General features: G+C 59.7%; 13 protein-coding genes. 5 read left to right on the forward strand and 8 right to left on the reverse strand.

From position 1 onward, the window contains the following. Positions 1–175: 175 nt before the first annotated feature. The 8 genes from garD to AC1Q6Y_RS20470 all read right to left on the reverse strand — a co-directional run bounded on the left by garD (position 176) and on the right by AC1Q6Y_RS20470 (position 10680). On the reverse strand, positions 176–1729 hold the full coding sequence (gene garD / locus AC1Q6Y_RS20435) for a galactarate dehydratase (RefSeq protein ID WP_057716438.1): 1554 nt from the start codon (positions 1727–1729) through the stop codon (positions 176–178). Positions 1730–1740: 11 nt separating this feature from the next. Continuing rightward, positions 1741–3102, reverse strand: a complete 1362-nt coding sequence (locus tag AC1Q6Y_RS20440) for an MFS transporter (protein WP_102669068.1) — start codon at positions 3100–3102, stop codon at positions 1741–1743. A gap of 188 nt (positions 3103–3290) precedes the next feature. After that, positions 3291–4736 (reverse strand): aldehyde dehydrogenase family protein, encoded by a 1446-nt coding sequence (locus tag AC1Q6Y_RS20445; protein WP_150812819.1) that lies wholly within the window; start codon positions 4734–4736, stop codon positions 3291–3293. 61 nt (positions 4737–4797) lie between these two features. Further along, the gene (gene kdgD, locus AC1Q6Y_RS20450) at positions 4798–5709 is read right to left on the reverse strand and encodes a 5-dehydro-4-deoxyglucarate dehydratase (RefSeq protein ID WP_007976489.1); all 912 of its coding nucleotides are present in this window, start codon (positions 5707–5709) and stop codon (positions 4798–4800) included. A 403-nt stretch (positions 5710–6112) separates the two neighbouring features. Further along, entirely contained in the window at positions 6113–6862 is a 750-nt protein-coding gene (locus AC1Q6Y_RS20455) for a FadR/GntR family transcriptional regulator (protein WP_178081865.1), read from the reverse strand. Between the two features lie 177 nt (positions 6863–7039). Beyond that, positions 7040–8767: an ABC transporter ATP-binding protein/permease gene (locus AC1Q6Y_RS20460; RefSeq protein WP_057716442.1), complete on the reverse strand. Its 1728-nt coding sequence runs from the start codon at positions 8765–8767 to the stop codon at positions 7040–7042. A gap of 97 nt (positions 8768–8864) precedes the next feature. After that, the gene (locus tag AC1Q6Y_RS20465) at positions 8865–9425 is read right to left on the reverse strand and encodes a response regulator transcription factor (protein ID WP_007973041.1); all 561 of its coding nucleotides are present in this window, start codon (positions 9423–9425) and stop codon (positions 8865–8867) included. Next, positions 9418–10680, reverse strand: coding sequence for an ATP-binding protein (locus AC1Q6Y_RS20470; protein WP_057716443.1), 1263 nt, complete (start codon positions 10678–10680; stop codon positions 9418–9420). The genes AC1Q6Y_RS20465 and AC1Q6Y_RS20470 overlap by 8 nt, the downstream gene beginning before the upstream one ends. A gap of 372 nt (positions 10681–11052) precedes the next feature. Here AC1Q6Y_RS20470 and AC1Q6Y_RS20475 point away from each other — a divergent pair, with 372 nt between their 5' ends. The 5 genes from AC1Q6Y_RS20475 (at position 11053) to AC1Q6Y_RS20495 (ending at position 19028) form a co-directional block, all read left to right on the forward strand. Continuing rightward, the gene (locus AC1Q6Y_RS20475) at positions 11053–11769 is read left to right on the forward strand and encodes an SIMPL domain-containing protein (RefSeq protein ID WP_090453064.1); all 717 of its coding nucleotides are present in this window, start codon (positions 11053–11055) and stop codon (positions 11767–11769) included. Between the two features lie 446 nt (positions 11770–12215). Then, positions 12216–13841 carry an ABC transporter substrate-binding protein gene (locus tag AC1Q6Y_RS20480; RefSeq protein ID WP_057716445.1) on the forward strand — a complete coding sequence of 542 codons (1626 nt, stop codon included), beginning with the start codon at positions 12216–12218 and terminating at the stop codon, positions 13839–13841. Between the two features lie 303 nt (positions 13842–14144). After that, positions 14145–15746 (forward strand): ABC transporter substrate-binding protein, encoded by a 1602-nt coding sequence (locus tag AC1Q6Y_RS20485; RefSeq protein WP_057716446.1) that lies wholly within the window; start codon positions 14145–14147, stop codon positions 15744–15746. Positions 15747–15920: 174 nt separating this feature from the next. After that, on the forward strand, positions 15921–17354 hold the full coding sequence (locus tag AC1Q6Y_RS20490; protein ID WP_057716447.1) for an OprD family porin: 1434 nt from the start codon (positions 15921–15923) through the stop codon (positions 17352–17354). A 78-nt stretch (positions 17355–17432) separates the two neighbouring features. Beyond that, a complete protein-coding gene (locus AC1Q6Y_RS20495) occupies positions 17433–19028 on the forward strand; it encodes an ABC transporter substrate-binding protein (RefSeq protein WP_407514389.1) in 1596 nt (531 codons plus the stop codon). The last annotated feature ends 66 nt before the right edge of the window (positions 19029–19094 follow it).

The raw sequence follows: 19094 nt of genomic DNA on the forward strand, positions 1-19094 counted from the left end.
CTTGGGGTGGGCGTCGTTAGGGGGCTAATGATAAGCCACTGAAGACTTCGGCGCCTGCTGGATCGCCTTCGCGAGCAAGCCCGCTCCCACATTTGATCAGTGTCGAACACAAAACCTGTGCACGGCGAAAATCCAGTGTGGGAGCGGGCTTGCTCGCGAAGCAGGCGACTCGGTCTTAAGTGATCGGCGCCGGATTGAACAAGGTGATGTCGTTATGCAGTTTGTGCTGCTCGGCCCACGTCTGCTTCTTGCCGCTCGCCACGTCCAGATAGTAGTGGAACAACTCCCAGCCAAGATCTTCGATGGACGCGCGGCCGGTGGCAATGCGCCCTGCGTCGATGTCGATCAGGTCCGGCCAGCGTTGCGCCAGTTCGGTCCGGGTAGAGACCTTCACCACCGGCGCCATGGCCAGACCGTAAGGCGTGCCACGACCGGTGGTGAACACGTGCAGGTTCATCCCCGCCGCCAACTGCAAGGTCCCGCAGACAAAGTCGCTGGCCGGGGTCGCGCAGAAGATCAGGCCTTTGCGCTTGAATCGCTCGCCAGGGCCAAGCACGCCGTTGATCGCGCTGCTGCCGGACTTGACGATCGATCCCAGGGATTTCTCGACAATGTTCGACAACCCGCCCTTCTTGTTGCCCGGCGTGGTGTTGGCGCTGCGATCCGCCTCGCCCTTGGCCAGGTAGCGGTCGTACCAGTCCATTTCCCGCACCAGTTCCTGAGCGACGTCCTGGTTTTCCGCGCGGGAGGTCAGCAGATAAATCGCATCGCGCACTTCGGTGACTTCGGAGAACATCACCGTCGCACCGGCCCGCAGCAGCAGGTCCGAGGCATATCCGAGCGCCGGGTTGGCGGTGATGCCGGAGAACGCATCACTGCCACCGCATTGCATGCCCAGGATCAACTCGGATGCCGGCACGGTTTCCCGACGACGTTGATCGAGCTTCTTCAAGCGCGTCTCGGCCAGTTCCATGATCTGCTCGATCATCTCGGTGAAGCCGTGACTGGAATCCTGCAAGCGGTACAGCCATGGCTCGCTCAAATCCACCGAGCTGTCGTTCTCGTGCATCACTTGCCCGGCCTGCAATTTCTCGCAGCCCAGGCTGATCACCAAGGCTTCGCCACCCAGGTTCGGGTTGCGTGCCAGGTTGCGCACGGTGCGGATCGGGATGTACGCGTCGGTGGCGGTGATGGCCACGCCACAGCCGTAGCTGTGGGTCAGCGCCACCACATCATCGACGTGCGGGTACTTGGGCAGCAACTCGTCCTTGATGCGCTTGACCGCATGATCCAGTACTCCGGTCACGCACTGCACGGTGGTAGTGATGCCGAGAATGTTGCGCGTGCCGACGGTGCCGTCGGCGTTGCGATAACCCTCGAAAGTGAAGCCCTCCAGCGGTGCCTGCGCGGCCGGCACGTCGGTGGACAGCGGCAGGCTGTCCAGCGGTGGCGCGGTCGGCATGCGCAGTTGATCTTCCTTGACCCAACTGCCGCGGGGAATCGGCTGCAAGGCATAACCAATGACCTGGCCATAACGAATCACCTGGCCACCTTCGGGAATGTCTTCCAGGGTGACCTTGTGGCTCTGCGGCACGAAATCCACGGTAACCAGACCGTCCGCAAACTCGGTGCCGGCCGGTACGCCCTGATCATTGACCACAATCACTACGTTGTCCCGCTCGTGCAGGCGGATGTAGCGCGGCGAGTCGGAATGTTCAATCAACTGCATGACGCCGCTCCTCAGGAATGCGCTTGAGACAATTTGCCTGGGGCTTCAGTACCGTTCGCTGGTGGCTCTTTGAGCACCACGCGCTTGATCGGGCCCACGATCACCAGGTAGCTGAACACCGCAACCAGTGCGTTGCAACCGACGAACACCAACGCCCACTTGAATGAACCGGTGGAGCTGATGATGTAACCGATCACGATTGGAGTGGTGATCGAAGCAATGTTACCGAAGGTGTTGAACAGGCCGCCGCTCAGACCGGCGATCTGCTTCGGCGACGTGTCGGACACCACGGCCCAGCCCAGTGCACCGACGCCTTTGCCGAAGAACGCCAGGGCCATGAAGCCGACGACCATCCATTCTACGTCCACGTAGTTGCACGCCACGATGCTGCTGGAAACCAGCAGGCCAGCGATGATCGGCGCCTTGCGGGCGAAGGTCAGGGAATGGCCCTTGCGCAACAGGTAATCGGAAATCACCCCGCCGAGCACACCACCGATGAAGCCGCAGATTGCCGGCAAGGACGCGATGAAACCGGCCTTGAGGATGGTCATGCCGCGCTCCTGCACCAGGTACACCGGGAACCAGGTCAGGAAGAAGTAAGTGATGCCATTGATGCAGTACTGGCCCAGGTACACGCCGAGCATCATGCGGTTGGTCAGTAACTGGCGGATGTAATCCCACTTCGGACCGTCGGACTTCTTGCCCTTCTGGTCCATGTCGACCATGCCGCCGTTTTCGGAGATGTGCTTGAACTCAGCATCGTTGATCCGTGGGTGTTCGCGCGGGCTGTAGATCACTTTCAGCCAGACCAGCGAGAAGATGATGCCCAGGATACCCATGACGATGAACACGTGCTCCCAGCCGAAGGAGTAGACGATCCAGCCCATCAGCGGAGCGAACAGCACGGTGGCGAAGTATTGCGCCGAGTTGAAGATCGCCGAGGCCGTACCGCGTTCAGCAGTCGGGAACCACGCCGCAACGATTCGGGCGTTACCAGGGAAAGACGGCGCTTCAGCCAGGCCCACCAGGAAGCGCAGCATGAACAGCGCAACCACCGCCGTGGACATGCCGAATTCACCGACGAAGCCTTGCAGCACGGTGAACAGCGACCAGGTGAAGATGCTCAATGCGTAGATTTTTTTCGAGCCAAAACGGTCCAGTAGCCAGCCGCCGGGGATTTGCCCGGCCACATAGGCCCAACCGAATGCGGAGAAGATGTAGCCGAGGGTCACGGCGTCGATGCCGAGGTCTTTTTGCAGGCTGGAGCCAGCGATTGCGATGGTAGCCCGGTCGGCGTAGTTGATTGTGGTCACCAGAAACAGCATGAGCAGGATCAAATAGCGGACGTGAGTCGGCTTCTGGGTCGGTTGCATGTAGATGTACTCCCACTGATTATTTTTATGCGGGTAATAACGGTGTTCTGTAGGAGCGAGCCTGCTCGCGATGGTCGTCAACGATGACGCTGGGCATCAGGCTGAACTTCGCGATCTCGAGACCATCGCAAGCAGAGCTCGCTCCTACAGGGGGCGCGGTATCGTTGCCAATGCCGCGGTGTTTCTTGTTACGAACCGATGTAGCTGGTCTTCACGACCGTGTAGAACTCTTGCGCATAGCGACCTTGCTCACGTGATCCATAGGATGAACCTTTACGCCCACCGAACGGAACGTGGTAATCCACACCGGCGGTCGGCAGGTTGACCATCACCATCCCGGCCTGGGAGTGGCGCTTGAAGTGGTTGGCGTACTTCAGCGAGGTGGTGGCAATGCCCGCCGACAGCCCGAACTCGGTATCGTTGGCCATGGCCAGCGCGGCTTCGTAATCGGCGACGCGGACGATGTTGGCCACCGGGCCGAAGATCTCTTCCTGGCTGATGCGCATCGAAGCTTCGCTGTCGGCAAACAGGGTTGGCGCGAGGAAGTAGCCCTCGGTGTCGCACGTCACCAGACCACCGCCGCTGACCAGACGCGCACCTTCGGACTGACCGATGTCGATGTACTTCATGTCCTGCTCGAGTTGCGCTTGCGAGACCACCGGACCGATATCGGTACCCGCCTTCAATGCATGGCCGACCTTGATCGACTTCATGCGCTCGGCCATGGCTTCGACGAACTGGTCGTGAATCCCGGCGGTGACGATAAAGCGGCTGGAAGCCGTGCAACGCTGGCCGGTGGAGTAGAACGCGCTCTGCACTGACAACTCGACCGCTTGCTTGAGGTCGGCGTCGTCGAGAATGATCTGCGGGTTCTTGCCGCCCATTTCCAACTGGACTTTGGCCTGGCGCGATACACAGCTGACAGCGATCTGACGACCCACGCCCACGGAACCTGTGAAGCTGATGCCGTCGACTTTCGGACTGTGAACCAGTGCATCGCCCACCACGCGACCGCTGCCCATCACCAGGTTGAATACACCGGCCGGGAAGCCTGCGCGGGAGATGATTTCGGCCAGGGCCCAGGCGCAACCTGGAACCAAGTCTGCGGGTTTCAGCACGACGCAGTTGCCGTAGGCCAGGGCCGGGGCGATTTTCCATGCCGGGATGGCGATCGGGAAGTTCCACGGGGTGATCAGACCGACCACCCCCAAAGCTTCGCGAGTGACTTCAACGTTGACGCCCGGACGCACCGACGGCAGGTAGTCGCCGGACAGGCGCAGGCACTCGCCGGCGAAGAACTTGAAGATATTGCCGGCGCGGGTCACTTCGCCGATGGCTTCAGGCAGGGTCTTGCCCTCTTCCCGGGCCAGCAGGGTGCCGAGTTCTTCGCGACGGGCGAGGATCTCAGTGCCGACTTTATCCAGGGAATCGTGACGCGCCTGAATGCCGGACGTGGACCAGGCCGGGAACGCGGCACGGGCGGCGTCGATGGCAGCGTGGACCTGAGCCAGATCAGCCTTGGCGTAGTCGCCGATGGCGTCGGTCAGTTCGGACGGGTTGATGTTGGTCGAATAATCGCCACCGGCAACCCATTCGCCGTTGATGTAGTTATCGAAACGCTTTGCATCTGCCACTTTGAGATCTCCTCACGCAAAAGGCCGCTGATTGCTCAGCGGCCTTACTTGAACGGATGTGTTACTGCGCACCCTGCTTGTCGATCAGCGCGGCGAGCATTTCGTACTCTTCGCCGGTCAGATCGGTCAGCGGTGCACGCACAGGACCTGCGTCGTAGCCGGCAATTTTTGCCCCGGCCTTGACGATGCTTACGGCATAACCGGCTTTGCGGTTACGGATGTCCAGGTACGGCAGGAAGAAGTCGTCGATGATCTTGCCGACGGTGGCGTGATCTTCGCGAGCGATCGCGTGGTAGAAGTCCATCGCGGTTTTCGGAATGAAGTTGAACACCGCCGAGGAGTAGACCGGCACGCCCAGTGCCTTGTAGGCCGCGGCGTAGACTTCGGCGGTCGGCAAGCCACCCAGGTAGCTGAAGCGATCACCGAGGCGGCGACGGATCGACACCATCAACTCGATATCACCCAGGCCATCCTTGTAGCCGATCAGGTTCGGGCAGCGCTCGGCCAGACGTTCCAGCAGCGGCGCGGTCAGGCGGCAGACGTTACGGTTGTAGACCACCACGCCGATGTTGACCGACTTGCACACGGCTTCAACGTGGGCGGCAACGCCGTCCTGGCTGGCTTCGGTCAGGTAGTGCGGCAGCAGCAGCAGACCTTTGGCGCCCAGACGCTCGGCTTCCTGTGCGTATTCGATAGCCTGGCGGGTCGAACCGCCGACACCGGCCAGGATTGGCACGCTGGTGGCGCAAGTGTCGACCGCAGTCTTAATGATTTCCGAATATTCGCTGGCCGCCAGAGAGAAGAACTCACCGGTGCCGCCTGCGGCGAACAGAGCCGAGGCGCCGTATGGGGCCAGCCATTCCAGACGCTTGATGTAACCCGCGCGGTTGAAGTCGCCCTGTGCATTGAAATCGGTAACCGGGAAAGACAGCAGACCGGAAGAGAGGATGGACTTCAGTTCTTGTGGATTCATTATTCGAACACCCTGGATTGCGACGTTGTGTGAGAAAACCGTTCAGCTTGCGCCGAAGTTGTAGGTCATCGTACAACTTAAAATACAACCGTCAACTGCATTTCATCGCTGGGGGTGAAAATTGTTGGACAAGCGGATCAGGAAACCAGCAAATCAGAGGCTCTCCGACCTAAGAGCGCGGAGGAAAAAAGTCGCGACCGTAGGCGTATCAGAGATACGTTGTCAGAAGAGAAGTCAGTAGGAACGAGGCTTTTCTGGTGTGGCTTACGGCCCAATCGCGAGCAAGTTCGCTCCCACAGGGGCTGTGTGTGATCTCAATTCTACGATCGACACAAGACACTGTGGGAGCGAGCTTGCTCGCGATGGCGGCAGATCAGGCGAGGGATTACCGGAGTCAGATTTCTTATCCGCGCTGCGCCTCAGCCTCTTCATGGGCATGACGCAACCGCTCACGGCTGTTGGTCAGGTGCAAACGCATGGCGGCCCGCGCCGCATCGGAATCCTGACGGGCAATGGCGTCGTAGATTTCTTCGTGCTCACGGCTCAGGCGACTCATGTAGTGCTGCTGGTCGTCATGGGCCAAGCGCGCGGAGTTCAGCCGTGTGCGCGGAATGATGCTGGTGCCCAGGTGGGTCATGATGTCGGTGAAGTAGCGGTTGCCGGTGGACAGCGCGATTTCGAGGTGGAAGGCGAAGTCCGAAGCCACGGCGTCACTGGCGTGAGCGGCACTTTCATTCAACGCATCGAGGGCGGCGCGCATGTTGGCCAGTTGTTCCGGACTGCGACGTTGCGCCGCCAGCCCGGCAGACTCCACTTCCAGACTGATGCGCAGTTCCAGGATCGCCAGCACATCTCGCAGGGTTACCACAGTCGCCGGGTCGATACGGAAACCGCTCGGGCTCGGCGTGTCGAGCACGAAGGTGCCGATACCGTGGCGGGTTTCCACTTGCCCTGCCGCCTGCAAACGGGAAATCGCCTCGCGCACCACCGTGCGGCTGACACCATGGGCATCCATGATGGCCGACTCGGTGGGCAACTTGTCGCCACGCTTGAGATGGCCGTCGCGGATCTGCTCCGACAGCACCGTCACCAGTTCCTGAGCGAGGCTGCGGCGCTTGCGTGGGAGGCGTGGTACGTCGTTCGGGTTTTCCATGGTGAACATCTGTCTCGAAAAAATCGGCGGCTGAAACCGCATCATAGCGCAACGCGGTTGTACGATCACCACCACCCCTGCTCGCGATGGACTGGCAAGCGCCGCGTGTCTTCAGGAAGCACGCGTTATCGTTAGCCACCATCGCAAGCAAGCTCGCTCCTACAAGGGATTGTGGTGTTATGCAGTCACAGCCTGGTCCACCAGATGGCCATTCTCGATACGAATGTGCCGAGGGTGGAAGCGCTTCAGGCTGCTGCGATGGCCGACGCTGACGATGCTCAGCCCCGGCAACTCGTCGATCAGCGCCTGATAAAGCGTGGCCTCGTCTTCTTCGTCCATCGCCGAGGTGGCCTCATCCATGTACAGCCATTGCGGTGCATAAAGCAGCGCACGGGCGAAGGCCAGGCGCTGCTGCTCACCCGGCGACAACATGCGCTGCCAGTGGTTGGCTTCGTCGAGACGGGCAATCAGGTGCGGCAAGCGGCAGGTTTCCAGCACCTGCGCGTAGCGCTCGTTCGGATAGGTATCGCCGGGCTGTGGATAACTGAGGACATCACGCAGGGTGCCAATCGGCAAATACGGTTTTTGCGGCAGGAACAGGTAGCGCGCCGATGGCAGGCGAATACTGCCGTGGCCGGTCGGCCACAGATGCCCCATCGCCCGCAGCAGGGTCGACTTGCCGCTGCCGGAACGACCGCTGAGCATCACACGCTCGCCCTCCTTCACGGTCATGTCGGCGTTGGTCAGCAGGTGACGACCTTCAGCCAGGTCGAGGCCGAGGTTGTGCACCTTCAGCACCGATCCCGAATTCTGGACGTCGATGGCCGGCGCACGTTCTTCGTTGTCACGCATGGCCTGGTGGAAGCTCAACAGACGATCGCAGGTGGCGCGCCAGGAAGCGAGGCTCTGGTAGGCACTGATAAACCAGCTGAAACTTTCCTGCACATTGCCGAACGCCGAGCTGATTTGCATCAGTTCGCCCAGTTCGATCTTGCCGGAAAGGTAACGCGGGGCGGCAACCATGAAGGGGAAGATGATCGCGGCCTGGCTGTAACCAGCGGTGAAGAACGTCAGGCGCTTGGACACCTTCATGATGTCCCAGAAGTTATGCCAGACCATCCCGAAGCGACTGCTCAACCGGCGGTTTTCGTTCGGCTCTCCGTTGTACAACGCGATGCTTTCGGCATTCTCGCGAATTCGCACCATGGAGAAACGCAGGTCAGCTTCGAAGCGTTGTTGCTGGTTATTCAGGCCGATCAGGCGACGACCGATCAAATGCGTCAACCAGCTGCCGACCACCGCGTAAACCAGCACGCACCAGAACATGTAGCCGGGAATGGTGATGCCGAATACTTCAATACTGCCCGACACACCCCACAGGATGATCGAGAACGACACCAGGCTGACGATATTGCGCAGCAGTCCGATACCCAGCTCAAGGGTGTTGGAGGTGAAGTTGTTGAGGTCTTCGGAAATCCGCTGGTCCGGGTTATCGGTGTAACCGCCCTGCTCCAGCTGGTAGTAGTTTTTGTCACCCAGCCAGCGGGTGAAATGCTTTTCGGTGAGCCATGCCCGCCAGCGGATCGTCAGCATCTGCGTCAGGTACAGCCGATACACCGCGCCGACGATCGCCACCGCAGCAATCCCGCAGAAATACAGGATCAGCCGCCAGAATGCCTCCTCGTCCTTTTGTTGCAGCGCGTTGTAGAAATCCTTGTACCAGGTGTTGAACCACACCGAGATCCCTACGCTGATCAGCGACAGCGCAATCACGGCGATCAGCAGAGTCCAGGCTTTGACCTTTTCTTCACTGCGCCAGTAAGGCGTGATCATCGCCCACACTTTGCGAAAAAACTGCCCGCGCACAGCGTCGTTGACCGCGGAATACTCAGCGTTCTGATTCATGGATAAGGCTCGATAGAAAAAAGTACACACACGAACCGATCATAGATGATCGGTCCGGTTTTTCGCGAGATACGGCCCGCATTCGTTCAGCGCAGGTTCAGCGGCGAACGGGACGCTTCTGCAGTTTGCGCTGCAGGGTGCGGCGGTGCATGCCCAGGGCACGGGCCGTGGCGGAGATGTTGCCTTCGTGTTCGGTCAGCACGCGCTGGATGTGCTCCCACTGCAGGCGGTCCACGGACATCGGGTTTTCCGGCACCAGGCTGTCGAGGTCGGCGTGCTCGGACAGCAGCGCCGCCAGCACGTCGTCGGCGTCCGCCGGCTTGCACAGGTAGTTGCAGGCACCGCGCTTGATCGCCTCGACGGCAGTGGCAATGCTCGAGTAACCGGTGAGGATCACCACGCGCATTTCCGGGTCCATTTCCAGCAACTTGGGCAGCAGCACCAGCCCGGAATCGCCGTCCATCTTCAGGTCCAGGGCGGCGTAATCCGGCAGATCGGCCTTGGCCAACTCCAGGCCTTCCTCGGCGGAACCGGCAGTGCTGACGCGAAAACCGCGGCGAGCCATGGCGCGGGCCATGACGCGGGTGAATGTGGCGTCGTCATCGACCAGCAACAAATGCGGCAGTTCTTCGCCTTCGACTTGGATCTCTTCACTCATGTTCGTCTCCTCGGGCGACACGGGGCAGGCGCAGCTCGGTGAGCGTGCCACCTTCCTCATGACTGTAGAGTTTCACTGAGCCGCCGGCGCGTGTCACGCTGGCCTTGCTCAAAAACAGGCCCAGGCCGAAGCCTTTGCCCTTGGTGGTAAAAAACGGCTTGCCGATTTGCTCGGCGATGGCCAGCGGCACACCGGCGCCATGGTCACGAATGCTGATGGTGAGGTTTTCCCAATCCCAGTCCAGCGTCACTTGCAGCCCTTCGGGGCAGGCATCGGCAGCGTTGTTCAACAGATTCAGCAAAGCCTGGGTCAGGTCCGGCGGCGGCGCCATCCGGGGGACCGGGCCCTGGCCGAGGCGCTGGAAGCGATAACTGGCTTCCGGACGCATCAGGTGCCAGCGATTGAGGGCTTCATCAAGCCAATCGGTGACGTCCTGCATCTCCACCGCCAACCGGCGATTGGCCTCGGCGGCGCGTACCAGATGCTGCAAGGTCTCTTTACACAACTTGACCTGATCCTGCAGCACGCTCAGGTCGTCCTGCAACATCGGATCATGATGATCCTGGCGCATTTCCTTGAGTAGCACACTCATGGTCGCCAACGGCGTGCCCAGTTCATGGGCCGCACCGGCGGCCTGGGTGGCGACGGCCAGCAGTTGCTGATCGCGCAGGCCTTCTTCGCGGCGAATGGCGCGCAACTCTTCCTGACGACGCAGCTCTTCGGCCATGCGCGCGGCGAAAAACGTGATCACCGCTGCAGCCAGGGCGAAGCTCAGCCACATTCCGTACACCTGCAGGTTTTCCCGGGCGATCGGGAAGGTTTGCAGCGGGTAGAACTGCGCCAGCAACAGCGTGTACATCGTCAGCGCGATACCCGACAGGATCACCGAGTAACGCCACGGCAAGGTCACGGCGGCAATGGTCAGCGGCACCAGGTAATAGGAGACGAAGGGGTTGGTCGAGCCACCGGAGAAATACAGCAATGCGCTGTGGATAAACAGATCGCAGGCCAGTTGCACGGCGTATTCGAGCTCGGTCACCGGCCACGAGGTACGCAGACGAATGGCCGTGAACACGCACAGCAGCATTGAACATGCGAGCGTCGCCGCCAATTGAAACCAGGGCAGTGGCAGCAATTCGAGCCAGTAGGCCAGGCCAACGGAACCGGCCTGGGCGGCCAGCACCAACGTGCGGATGAACGTCAGCCGCCAGAGGTTCTGGCGAGTGGCGGAAGTGATTTGAACGGGGGCGAGCATGAGCTCTCCTGATGAGCGCTCCAGGCGGATCGCAGGGAGTATAACCAAGCGCGGGGGCTGACAGGCAAAAGTGCGGCAAACGGCCACAGTGCTACCCATAATTTCGCGGGCGATGACAACTGTGGCGAGGGGGCTTGCCCCCGTTCGGCTGCGAAGCAGTCGCAAATAGGTCGATGCGGTCTAACTGTCATAACGCGGTGCAGGTTTTGGGACTGCTGCGCAGTCCAACGGGGGCAAGCCCCCTCGCCACAGGGCCACCTGAGTTCCATCTGTATAGAAGTTGTAACTGTGCGAACCGGAGCTTAAAAGCTAGAGTCTGATGGTTTCACGCAGGTCCGGACCATACCCCTGCGCACCTTTCAAGGAGCCTTCATGCACACATTCCGCCGCAGCGCCGCCCTCCTCGCCCTGAGCGTTGGCACCGTCGCCAGCCTCCCGGCCCTGGCCGCCGACGAGCTTCATTACAACCAGATTTCCCTGCGCGCCGAAGTCAGTCAGGAAGTGGCCCGCGACCTGATGATCGTGACCCTCTACACCGAAGAACAGAACACCGACCCGGCCAAACTCGCCGCCGATGTCAGCACCACCATGAACAAGGCGCTGGCCAAGGCCAAGCAAGTCAAGGACATCACTCTGCGCCAGGGCAGCCGCAACAGCTACCCGATCTATGACACCAAGGGCCAGAAAATCACCGGCTGGCGCGAGCGCGCCGAATTGCGCCTGGAAAGCCCGGACTTCGCTGCGCTGTCGAAGCTGACCGGCGAACTGCTCACCGACCTGAAAATGGGCGGCATGGACTTCGCCATCGCCACCCCGACCCGCAAGGCCAGCGAAGATGCCCTGCTCAAGGACGCCGTGACCGCCTTCAAGGCCCGCGCCCAACTGGCCACCGACGCCCTTGGCGGCAAGAGCTACAAAATCGTCAACCTGAACCTCAACAGCAACGGTTATCCACAGCCTTACATGCGCGCGCCGATGATGATGAAAGCCGCCGCCATGGACAGCGCACCGGTGACGCCGGATGTCGAGGCCGGCACCAGCCAGGTCAGCATGACCGCCGATGGCTCGATTGAAGTGCTGATGCCTTGAATCGGTAGCCCGTAAACAAAAACGGCGATCATGAAAATGATCGCCGTTTTTTTTGGCAGTTTTCAGGCATGAGCTATAACTGGATAGGTCCCCCGAGAAAAGCCGTCGATTGGCCACTATCGGTACAACAATAACCACTCTTATTCACGCCATGCCCACCCCACAATTCGGGGTATGAATAAGTAACACCCCCGCCCCACGCGGGAGCAACCCGAGTCAAGAGCGCACTGTAAAAGTGCGTCATTTGCACCATAAAAACGCCGCGCAAACGGTCAAATGCGTCAGGAATTATACAAATGCGACATTAAGGTACGTTCGTGCCACCGTTTAAGGCTTGTAGTCACTCTGGATCTTGCATTGGGTATGGCCCCTGCATAAGTATCCGCAGGCACGACTCACGAGGTCGTCCTCTAATTCCAAAAATGACAACAAATCATGAGGCCACCATGCTTAAACACGCGGTCATTCCGTTCTTAGTTGGCGCAAGCTTGTTAGCCAGCGCACCGTTCGCCCAAGCAGCGACTAACCTGGTGTTCTGCTCCGAAGGGAGCCCGGCCGGTTTCGATCCAGGTCAATACACCACCGGAACCGACTTCGACGCCTCTGCAGAAACCATGTTCAACCGCCTCACCCAGTTCGAACGTGGCGGCACCGCCGTGGTTCCTGGGCTGGCGACCAAGTGGGACGTTTCCGATGACGGCCTGACCTACACCTTTCACCTGCGTGAAGGCGTCAAGTTCCACACTACCCCGTATTTCAAACCGACTCGTGAGTTCAACGCCGACGACGTGCTGTTCACCTTTAATCGCATGATTAACAAGGATGATCCGTTCCGCAAAGCGTACCCGACCGAATTCCCGTACTTCACCGACATGGGGATGGATACCAACATCACCAAGATCGATAAAGTCGACGACCACACGGTCAAGTTCACCCTCAAGGACGTTGATGCCGCGTTCATCCAGAACATGGCCATGAGCTTCGCCTCGATCCAGTCCGCCGAGTACGCTGCCCAGCTGCTCAAGGAAGGCAAGGCCGCCGACATCAACCAGAAGCCGGTCGGCACCGGCCCGTTCGTGTTCAAGAGCTACCAGAAAGACTCCAACATCCGCTACACAGGGAACAAGGACTACTGGAAGCCTGACGACGTGAAGATCGACAACCTGATCTTCGCCATCACCACCGACCCGTCGGTACGCATCCAGAAGCTGAAGAAGAACGAGTGCCAGGTCACCCTGTTCCCTCGTCCGGCCGACCTGAAGGCGCTCAAGGAAGACAAGTCCTTGAAGATGCCTGAGCAGGCGGGGTTCAACCTGGGCTACATCGCCTACAACGTGATGGACAAGATCAAGGGCGACGACAAGCCAAACCCGATGTCGCAGTTGAAAGTGCGCCAGGCCATGGACATGGCCGTCAACAAGCAGCAGATCATCGACTCCGTGTACCAGGGCGCCGGCCAACTGGCGGTCAATGCCATGCCGCCGACCCAGTGGTCCTACGACACCACCATCAAGGACGCCAAGTACGATCCCGAGAAAGCCAAGGAGCTGCTCAAGGAAGCCGGCGTCAAGGAAGGTACCGAGATCGTCCTGTGGGCGATGCCGGTTCAGCGTCCGTACAACCCGAACGCCAAGCTGATGGCAGAAATGCTGCAGTCCGACTGGGCCAAGATCGGCCTCAAGGTCAAGATCCAGAGCTACGAGTGGGGCGAGTACATCAAGCGCTCCAAGGGCGGTGAGAACGGCGCGATGCTGATTGGCTGGAGCGGCGACAACGGTGACCCGGACAACTGGCTGAACGTGCTGTTCGGCTGCGACTCGCTGGAAGGCAACAACTTCTCCAAATGGTGCGACAAGAAGTTTGACGACATCGTCAAGCAAGCCAAGCGCACTTCGGACCAAGGCAAACGCACCGAACTGTACAAACAGGCGCAACACGTCCTCAAGGATGCTGTGCCTATGACACCTATCGCTCACTCGACGGTGTTCCAACCCATGCGCGCCAACGTGCAGGACTTCAAGATCAGCCCATTTGGCTTGAACTCCTTCTACGGCGTCAGCGTCAGCAAATAAGGTTTTGCAACGGCGACGTTCCTGACGTCGCCGTTGCTTTATCTTCCGAGAAAGCAGGAATTCGCCTACATCCTAGTCCGCAGCTGACTACAGCATCGGGCGAGGACGCGTTGCCATTTCCTACGAGTCTTTAGGACTCTACGCATTTACTGCCGGACCCGTGGCTCATACCGTCGGGATCTGACCAGTGCACGCGTGGGTCATCGGTTAATGCTGCGCGCATGGCTTGAAATCAGTGATGCCTCTACGTCCGCGGACGGGACGGCGACTCATTGAAAACACTTTGAGAGAGAAGGGAGCGTTATGCGCCATACCTTGGTTTTATCCGCATTGCTGGGCACCGGCCTGTTGGCCGCCACTTCCATCAGCCAGGCCGCCAACAACAGCCTGGTGTTCTGCTCCGAAGGCAGCCCCGCCGGTTTCGACACGGCGCAGTACACCACTGCGACCGACAACGACGCCGCCGAGCCGCTGTACAACCGGTTGGCTGAGTTCGAAAAAGGCGCGACCAACGTCGTACCGGGCCTGGCCACGAGCTGGGATATTTCCGAGGACGGCCTCAAATACACGTTTCACCTGCGCGAAGGGGTGAAGTTTCATACCACCAAGTACTTCACGCCGACCCGCGACTTCAACGCCGACGACGTGCTGTTCACGTTCAATCGCATGCTCGACCCGCAGCAACCTTTCCGTAAGGCTTATCCGACAGAGTTTCCGTACTTCAACGGCATGAGCCTGAACAAGAACATCGCCAAGGTCGAAAAGACCGGGCCACTGACCGTGGTATTTACGCTCAACAGCGTGGACGCCGCGTTCATCCAGAACATCGCCATGAGCTTCGCCGCCATCCTTTCGGCCGAATACGCCGACAAGCTGCTGGCCGAAGGCAAGCCGAGCGACATCAACCAGAAGCCGATCGGCACCGGGCCGTTCGTGTTCAAGAGCTACCAGAAAGACTCGAACATCCGTTACACCGGCAACAAGCATTACTGGGCTCCTGACCGGGTCAAGCTCGATAACCTGATTTTCGCCATCAACACCGACGCCTCGGTGCGCGTGCAGAAACTCAAGGCCGGCGAGTGCCAGATCACCCTGCACCCGCGCCCTGCCGATGTGCCCGCACTGAAGAACGACACGGCCCTGCAACTGATCGAGAAGCCCGGTTTCAACCTCGGCTACATCGCCTACAACGTGCGCCACAAACCGTTCGACCAGCTTGAAGTACGCCAGGCGCTGGACATGGCGGTGAACAAGCAAGGCATTCTCAATGCCGTCTACCAGGGCGCGGGGCAACTGGCGGTCAACGCCATGCCGCCGACCCAATGGTCCTACGACGAGACTATCAAGGACGCCGCCTACAACCCGGAAAAAGCCAAGGAACTGCTCAAGGCTGCCGGCGTCAAGGAAGGCACCGAAATCACCCTCTGGGCCATGCCGGTCCAGCGTCCGTACAACCCCAACGCCAAGTTGATGGCCGAGATGCTCCAGGCTGACTGGGCGAAGATCGGCCTCAAGGTCAAGATCGTCAGTTATGAGTGGGGCGAGTACATCAAGCGCACCAAGAATGGCGAACACGACATCAGCCTGATCGGCTGGACCGGCGACAACGGTGACCCGGACAACTGGCTGGGCACGCTCTACAGCTGTGACGCCATTGGCGGCAACAACTACTCGATGTGGTGTGATCCGGCTTACGACAAGCTGATCAAGCAGGCCAAGGTCGTCACCGACCGCGACCAGCGCACCCTGCTCTACAAACAGGCGCAGCAATTGCTCAAGCAGCAAGTGCCGATGACGCCAGTCGCCCACTCGACGGTCAACCAGCCGCTGAGCGCCAAAATCGAAGGGTTCAAGGTGAGCCCGTTCGGTCGCAATGTTTTCTCGGGTGTCAGCATAGAAAAATAACCGATTAGCCAGAAATGCCGGGGGGCGGATGTTCCGCCCTCACGCAGACGCTTTGCCGTCTTTTGCCAATTTGGCTGGCAGCAAACGTTTGCGATGCCGTGAATGAGTTCTAAACCAATAGCCGGATCACAAAAAAAGACCGGCATAAAAAAAAGAAAGTAAGGAGCTTTACCCATGAAACTGAGCAGCACCGCGTTATTGGCCATGGCCATCAGCAGCGTAACCGCCACGGCTTACGCAGAAACCCAAAGCCAGGCTTTCACCCCGGTTACCGTGAACGAGAAAAGCGCCCAAAGCGAAGCCACCGGCTTTATCGAAGGCCAGTCGATCACCGGCACCACGCGCAACTGGTACGCCAACGAACAACTGCAACGCGGCGCCAAGTTCGCCTACAAGAAAGACGGCGTTTCGACCCCGACCGATCGCCGGATCAACTGGGTCCAGGGCACCATCCTCAAGTACAACTCGGGCTTCACCGAAGGCACCGTAGGCTTCAGCACTGAGGTGGCGGCGTACAACGCCATCGCACTGGACCAGGACCGCAAAGACCTGGCGTCCAACAACGGCGGCGCACCGGGCACTCGTCCAGGCGCGGGCAACAACCGTACCCTGACCAAAGAGGGCGGCGACGCTCAAGGCCAGTGGAGCAAACTGGGCCTGGCCAACGTCAAGGCTCGTGTCTCCAACAGCACCCTGACCGCCGGCCGCATGAACTTCAGCAGCCCGATGGTCGACGTGATCGGTAACCGTGCACTGCCTTCGAGCTTCCAGGGCGTGGCCCTCCACAGCGAAGAGCTGAACAACCTGGCCTTCGACCTGGCCACCTTCGACCGCAACTCACCGCGTACCGAAGAAAGCCAGCGCAAATTCCGCACCGAATACGCAAACGGCATCGTCGAAACCGACCACGTCTACACCGGCGGTATCACCTACAACCCGTTCGCCAGCCTGACCACCAGTCTCTGGGCGACCCAGGCTGAAGATATCTGGAACCAGTACTACTTCGGCGCCTCTCACGTACTGGGCGACAGCCAGGTACTGAGCCTGACCACCGGCCTGAACTACTACAAAACCAAGGAAACCGGTAAAGCCCTGATCGGCGACATCGACAACGACACCTACTCGCTGTCGTTCGGCCTGACCCACCAGGCCCACACCCTGACCTTCTCGTACCAGGAAGTGAACGGTAACGAGTACTTCGACTACCTGCACGAAACCAACGGCATTTACCTGGCCAACTCCCTGTTGTCGGACTTCAACGGCCCGAACGAAAAATCGTTCCAGGTTGCCTACGGTCTGAACATGGCCGAATACGGCGTACCAGGCCTGAAGTTCAACATCTACCAGGCTCGCGGCTGGGGTATCGACGGTACTCACTACACCGGCAACGGCGGCGTGGCAGGCAAGGGTTACGACGGCATCCAGTCACAGGATGGCGAACACCATTATGAATACGGCATCGGCGCGACCTACGCCGTGCAGAGCGGCCCGCTCAAGGCCACCACGATTCGCGGCACCTACACCGCTCACCGTGCCAGCGAAAACCAGGCTGACGGCAGCATCAACGAGTTCCGCCTCGTGACCACGGTTCCGTTCAACATCCTGTAATGCCCGTGCCGAACGGCTGATTCAGTGACGAATCGGCCGTTCGGCTTTTGTCCTTTAACTGATTGCAGAGGGTTCTTGATGAAAATGCTTCCCCTACGTGCGGCCATCGCGGCCGCGTTGCTCAGTGTCGCTGTCGGTGTTTCGGCCAAGCCCCTGGTGGTTTGCACGGAAGCCAGCCCCGAAGGCTTCGACATGGTCCAGTACACGACTGCAGTCACCGCCGATGCCGTGGCCGAAACCATCTTCAATCGCCTGGCAGACTTCAAGCCCGGCACCACCGACGTGATTCCGGCACTGGCCGACTCCTGGGACATCAGCGAAGACGGCCTGAGCTACACGTTCCATCTGCGTAAAGGCGTAAAGTTCCACACCACCGAATACTTCAAGCCGACCCGCGACATGAATGCCGACGACGTGGTCTGGAGCTTCCAGCGTCAGCTGGACCCGAATCATCCGTGGCACAAGCTGTCGAGCGTGGGCTTCCCGTACTTTGAAAGCATGGGCTTCAAGGAACTGCTCAAGAGCGTCGAGAAAGTCGACGACAACACGGTCAAGTTCACCCTGACCCGTCGCGAAGCACCGTTTCTGGCCGACATCGCCATGGCGTTCTCCTCGATCTACTCCGCCGAGTACGCCGACCTGTTGCTCAAAGCGAACAAGACCGGCGACCTGAACAACAAGCCGATCGGCACTGGCCCGTTCGTCTTCCAGCGCTATAACAAGGACGCCCAGGTCCGCTTCAAGGCCAACCCGGACTACTTCCGCGGCAAACCGCCGGCTGATGCGTTGATCCTGGCCATCGCCACCGACAACAACGTGCGCCTGCAGAAGCTCAAGGCCAACGAGTGCCAGGTCGCGCTCTATCCAAAGCCGGATGACATTCCGAGCATCAAGAAAGACGACAAGCTGAAAGTCGATGAACTGAACGCGATGACCGTTTCCTACATCGCCATGAACACCACGCACAAATACATGAGTGATGTGCGGGTGCGCAAAGCCATCGACATCGCCTTCGACAAAGAGGCATACGTCAATGCGTTGTTCGGCAAGGGCAATGCGACCGCCGCGGTCAACCCGTACCCGGACACCCTGCTGGGCTACAACCACAGCCTGAAAAACCCGGCCCGTGATCTGGACAAGGCTCGCGCCCTGCTCAAGGAAGCCGGCGTACCGGAAGGCACCACCTTCACCCTGTTCACCCGCAACGGTGGCGGTCCGACCAACCCGAACCCGATGCTCGGCGCGCAGATGATGCAAGCCGACCTGGCCAAGGTCGGGATCAAGATCGACATCCGCGTGATGGAATGGGGCGAAATGCTCAAACGCGCCAAAAACGGCGAGCACGACATGGTTTCCGCCGGATGGGCGGGTGATAACGGCGACCCGGATAACTTCCTGACGCCTATGCTCAGTTGTGAAGCGGCCAAGAACGGAGAAAACTACGCACGCTGGTGCAATGACAAGTTCCAGGCGCTGCTCGACCAGGCCCGGGAAAAAACCGATCCGGCCGAACGCGCAGCGCTCTACGAACAGGCCCAGGTTATTTTCAACCAGGACCAGCCGTGGATCAGCATGGCGCACACTAGAATGTTTACCGCAATGCGCAACAACGTAGAGGGCTATCACATTAGCCCCCTCACCACGAATAACTTCGCCACCACCCAGGTGAAGTAATAAGAAAACTCCCGGCATTCCTGACCCAGGCATGCCGGGCACGCCTAACCGGCTGATGAGGTACAA

It is taken from the genome of Pseudomonas sp. GW823-FHT06E10, assembly GCF_058794995.1.

Coding starts and splice junctions, on each gene's coding strand:
- garD (WP_057716438.1), bottom strand. CDS start 1,729: ATGCAGTTGATTGAACATTCCGACTCGCCGCGCTACATCCGCCTGCAC.
- AC1Q6Y_RS20440 (WP_102669068.1), bottom strand. CDS start 3,102: ATGCAACCGACCCAGAAGCCGACTCACGTCCGCTATTTGATCCTGCTC.
- kdgD (WP_007976489.1), bottom strand. CDS start 5,709: ATGAATCCACAAGAACTGAAGTCCATCCTCTCTTCCGGTCTGCTGTCT.
- AC1Q6Y_RS20455 (WP_178081865.1), bottom strand. CDS start 6,862: ATGGAAAACCCGAACGACGTACCACGCCTCCCACGCAAGCGCCGCAGC.
- AC1Q6Y_RS20460 (WP_057716442.1), bottom strand. CDS start 8,767: ATGAATCAGAACGCTGAGTATTCCGCGGTCAACGACGCTGTGCGCGGG.
- AC1Q6Y_RS20465 (WP_007973041.1), bottom strand. CDS start 9,425: ATGAGTGAAGAGATCCAAGTCGAAGGCGAAGAACTGCCGCATTTGTTG.
- AC1Q6Y_RS20470 (WP_057716443.1), bottom strand. CDS start 10,680: ATGCTCGCCCCCGTTCAAATCACTTCCGCCACTCGCCAGAACCTCTGG.
- AC1Q6Y_RS20475 (WP_090453064.1), top strand. CDS start 11,053: ATGCACACATTCCGCCGCAGCGCCGCCCTCCTCGCCCTGAGCGTTGGC.
- AC1Q6Y_RS20480 (WP_057716445.1), top strand. CDS start 12,216: ATGCTTAAACACGCGGTCATTCCGTTCTTAGTTGGCGCAAGCTTGTTA.
- AC1Q6Y_RS20485 (WP_057716446.1), top strand. CDS start 14,145: ATGCGCCATACCTTGGTTTTATCCGCATTGCTGGGCACCGGCCTGTTG.
- AC1Q6Y_RS20490 (WP_057716447.1), top strand. CDS start 15,921: ATGAAACTGAGCAGCACCGCGTTATTGGCCATGGCCATCAGCAGCGTA.
- AC1Q6Y_RS20495 (WP_407514389.1), top strand. CDS start 17,433: ATGAAAATGCTTCCCCTACGTGCGGCCATCGCGGCCGCGTTGCTCAGT.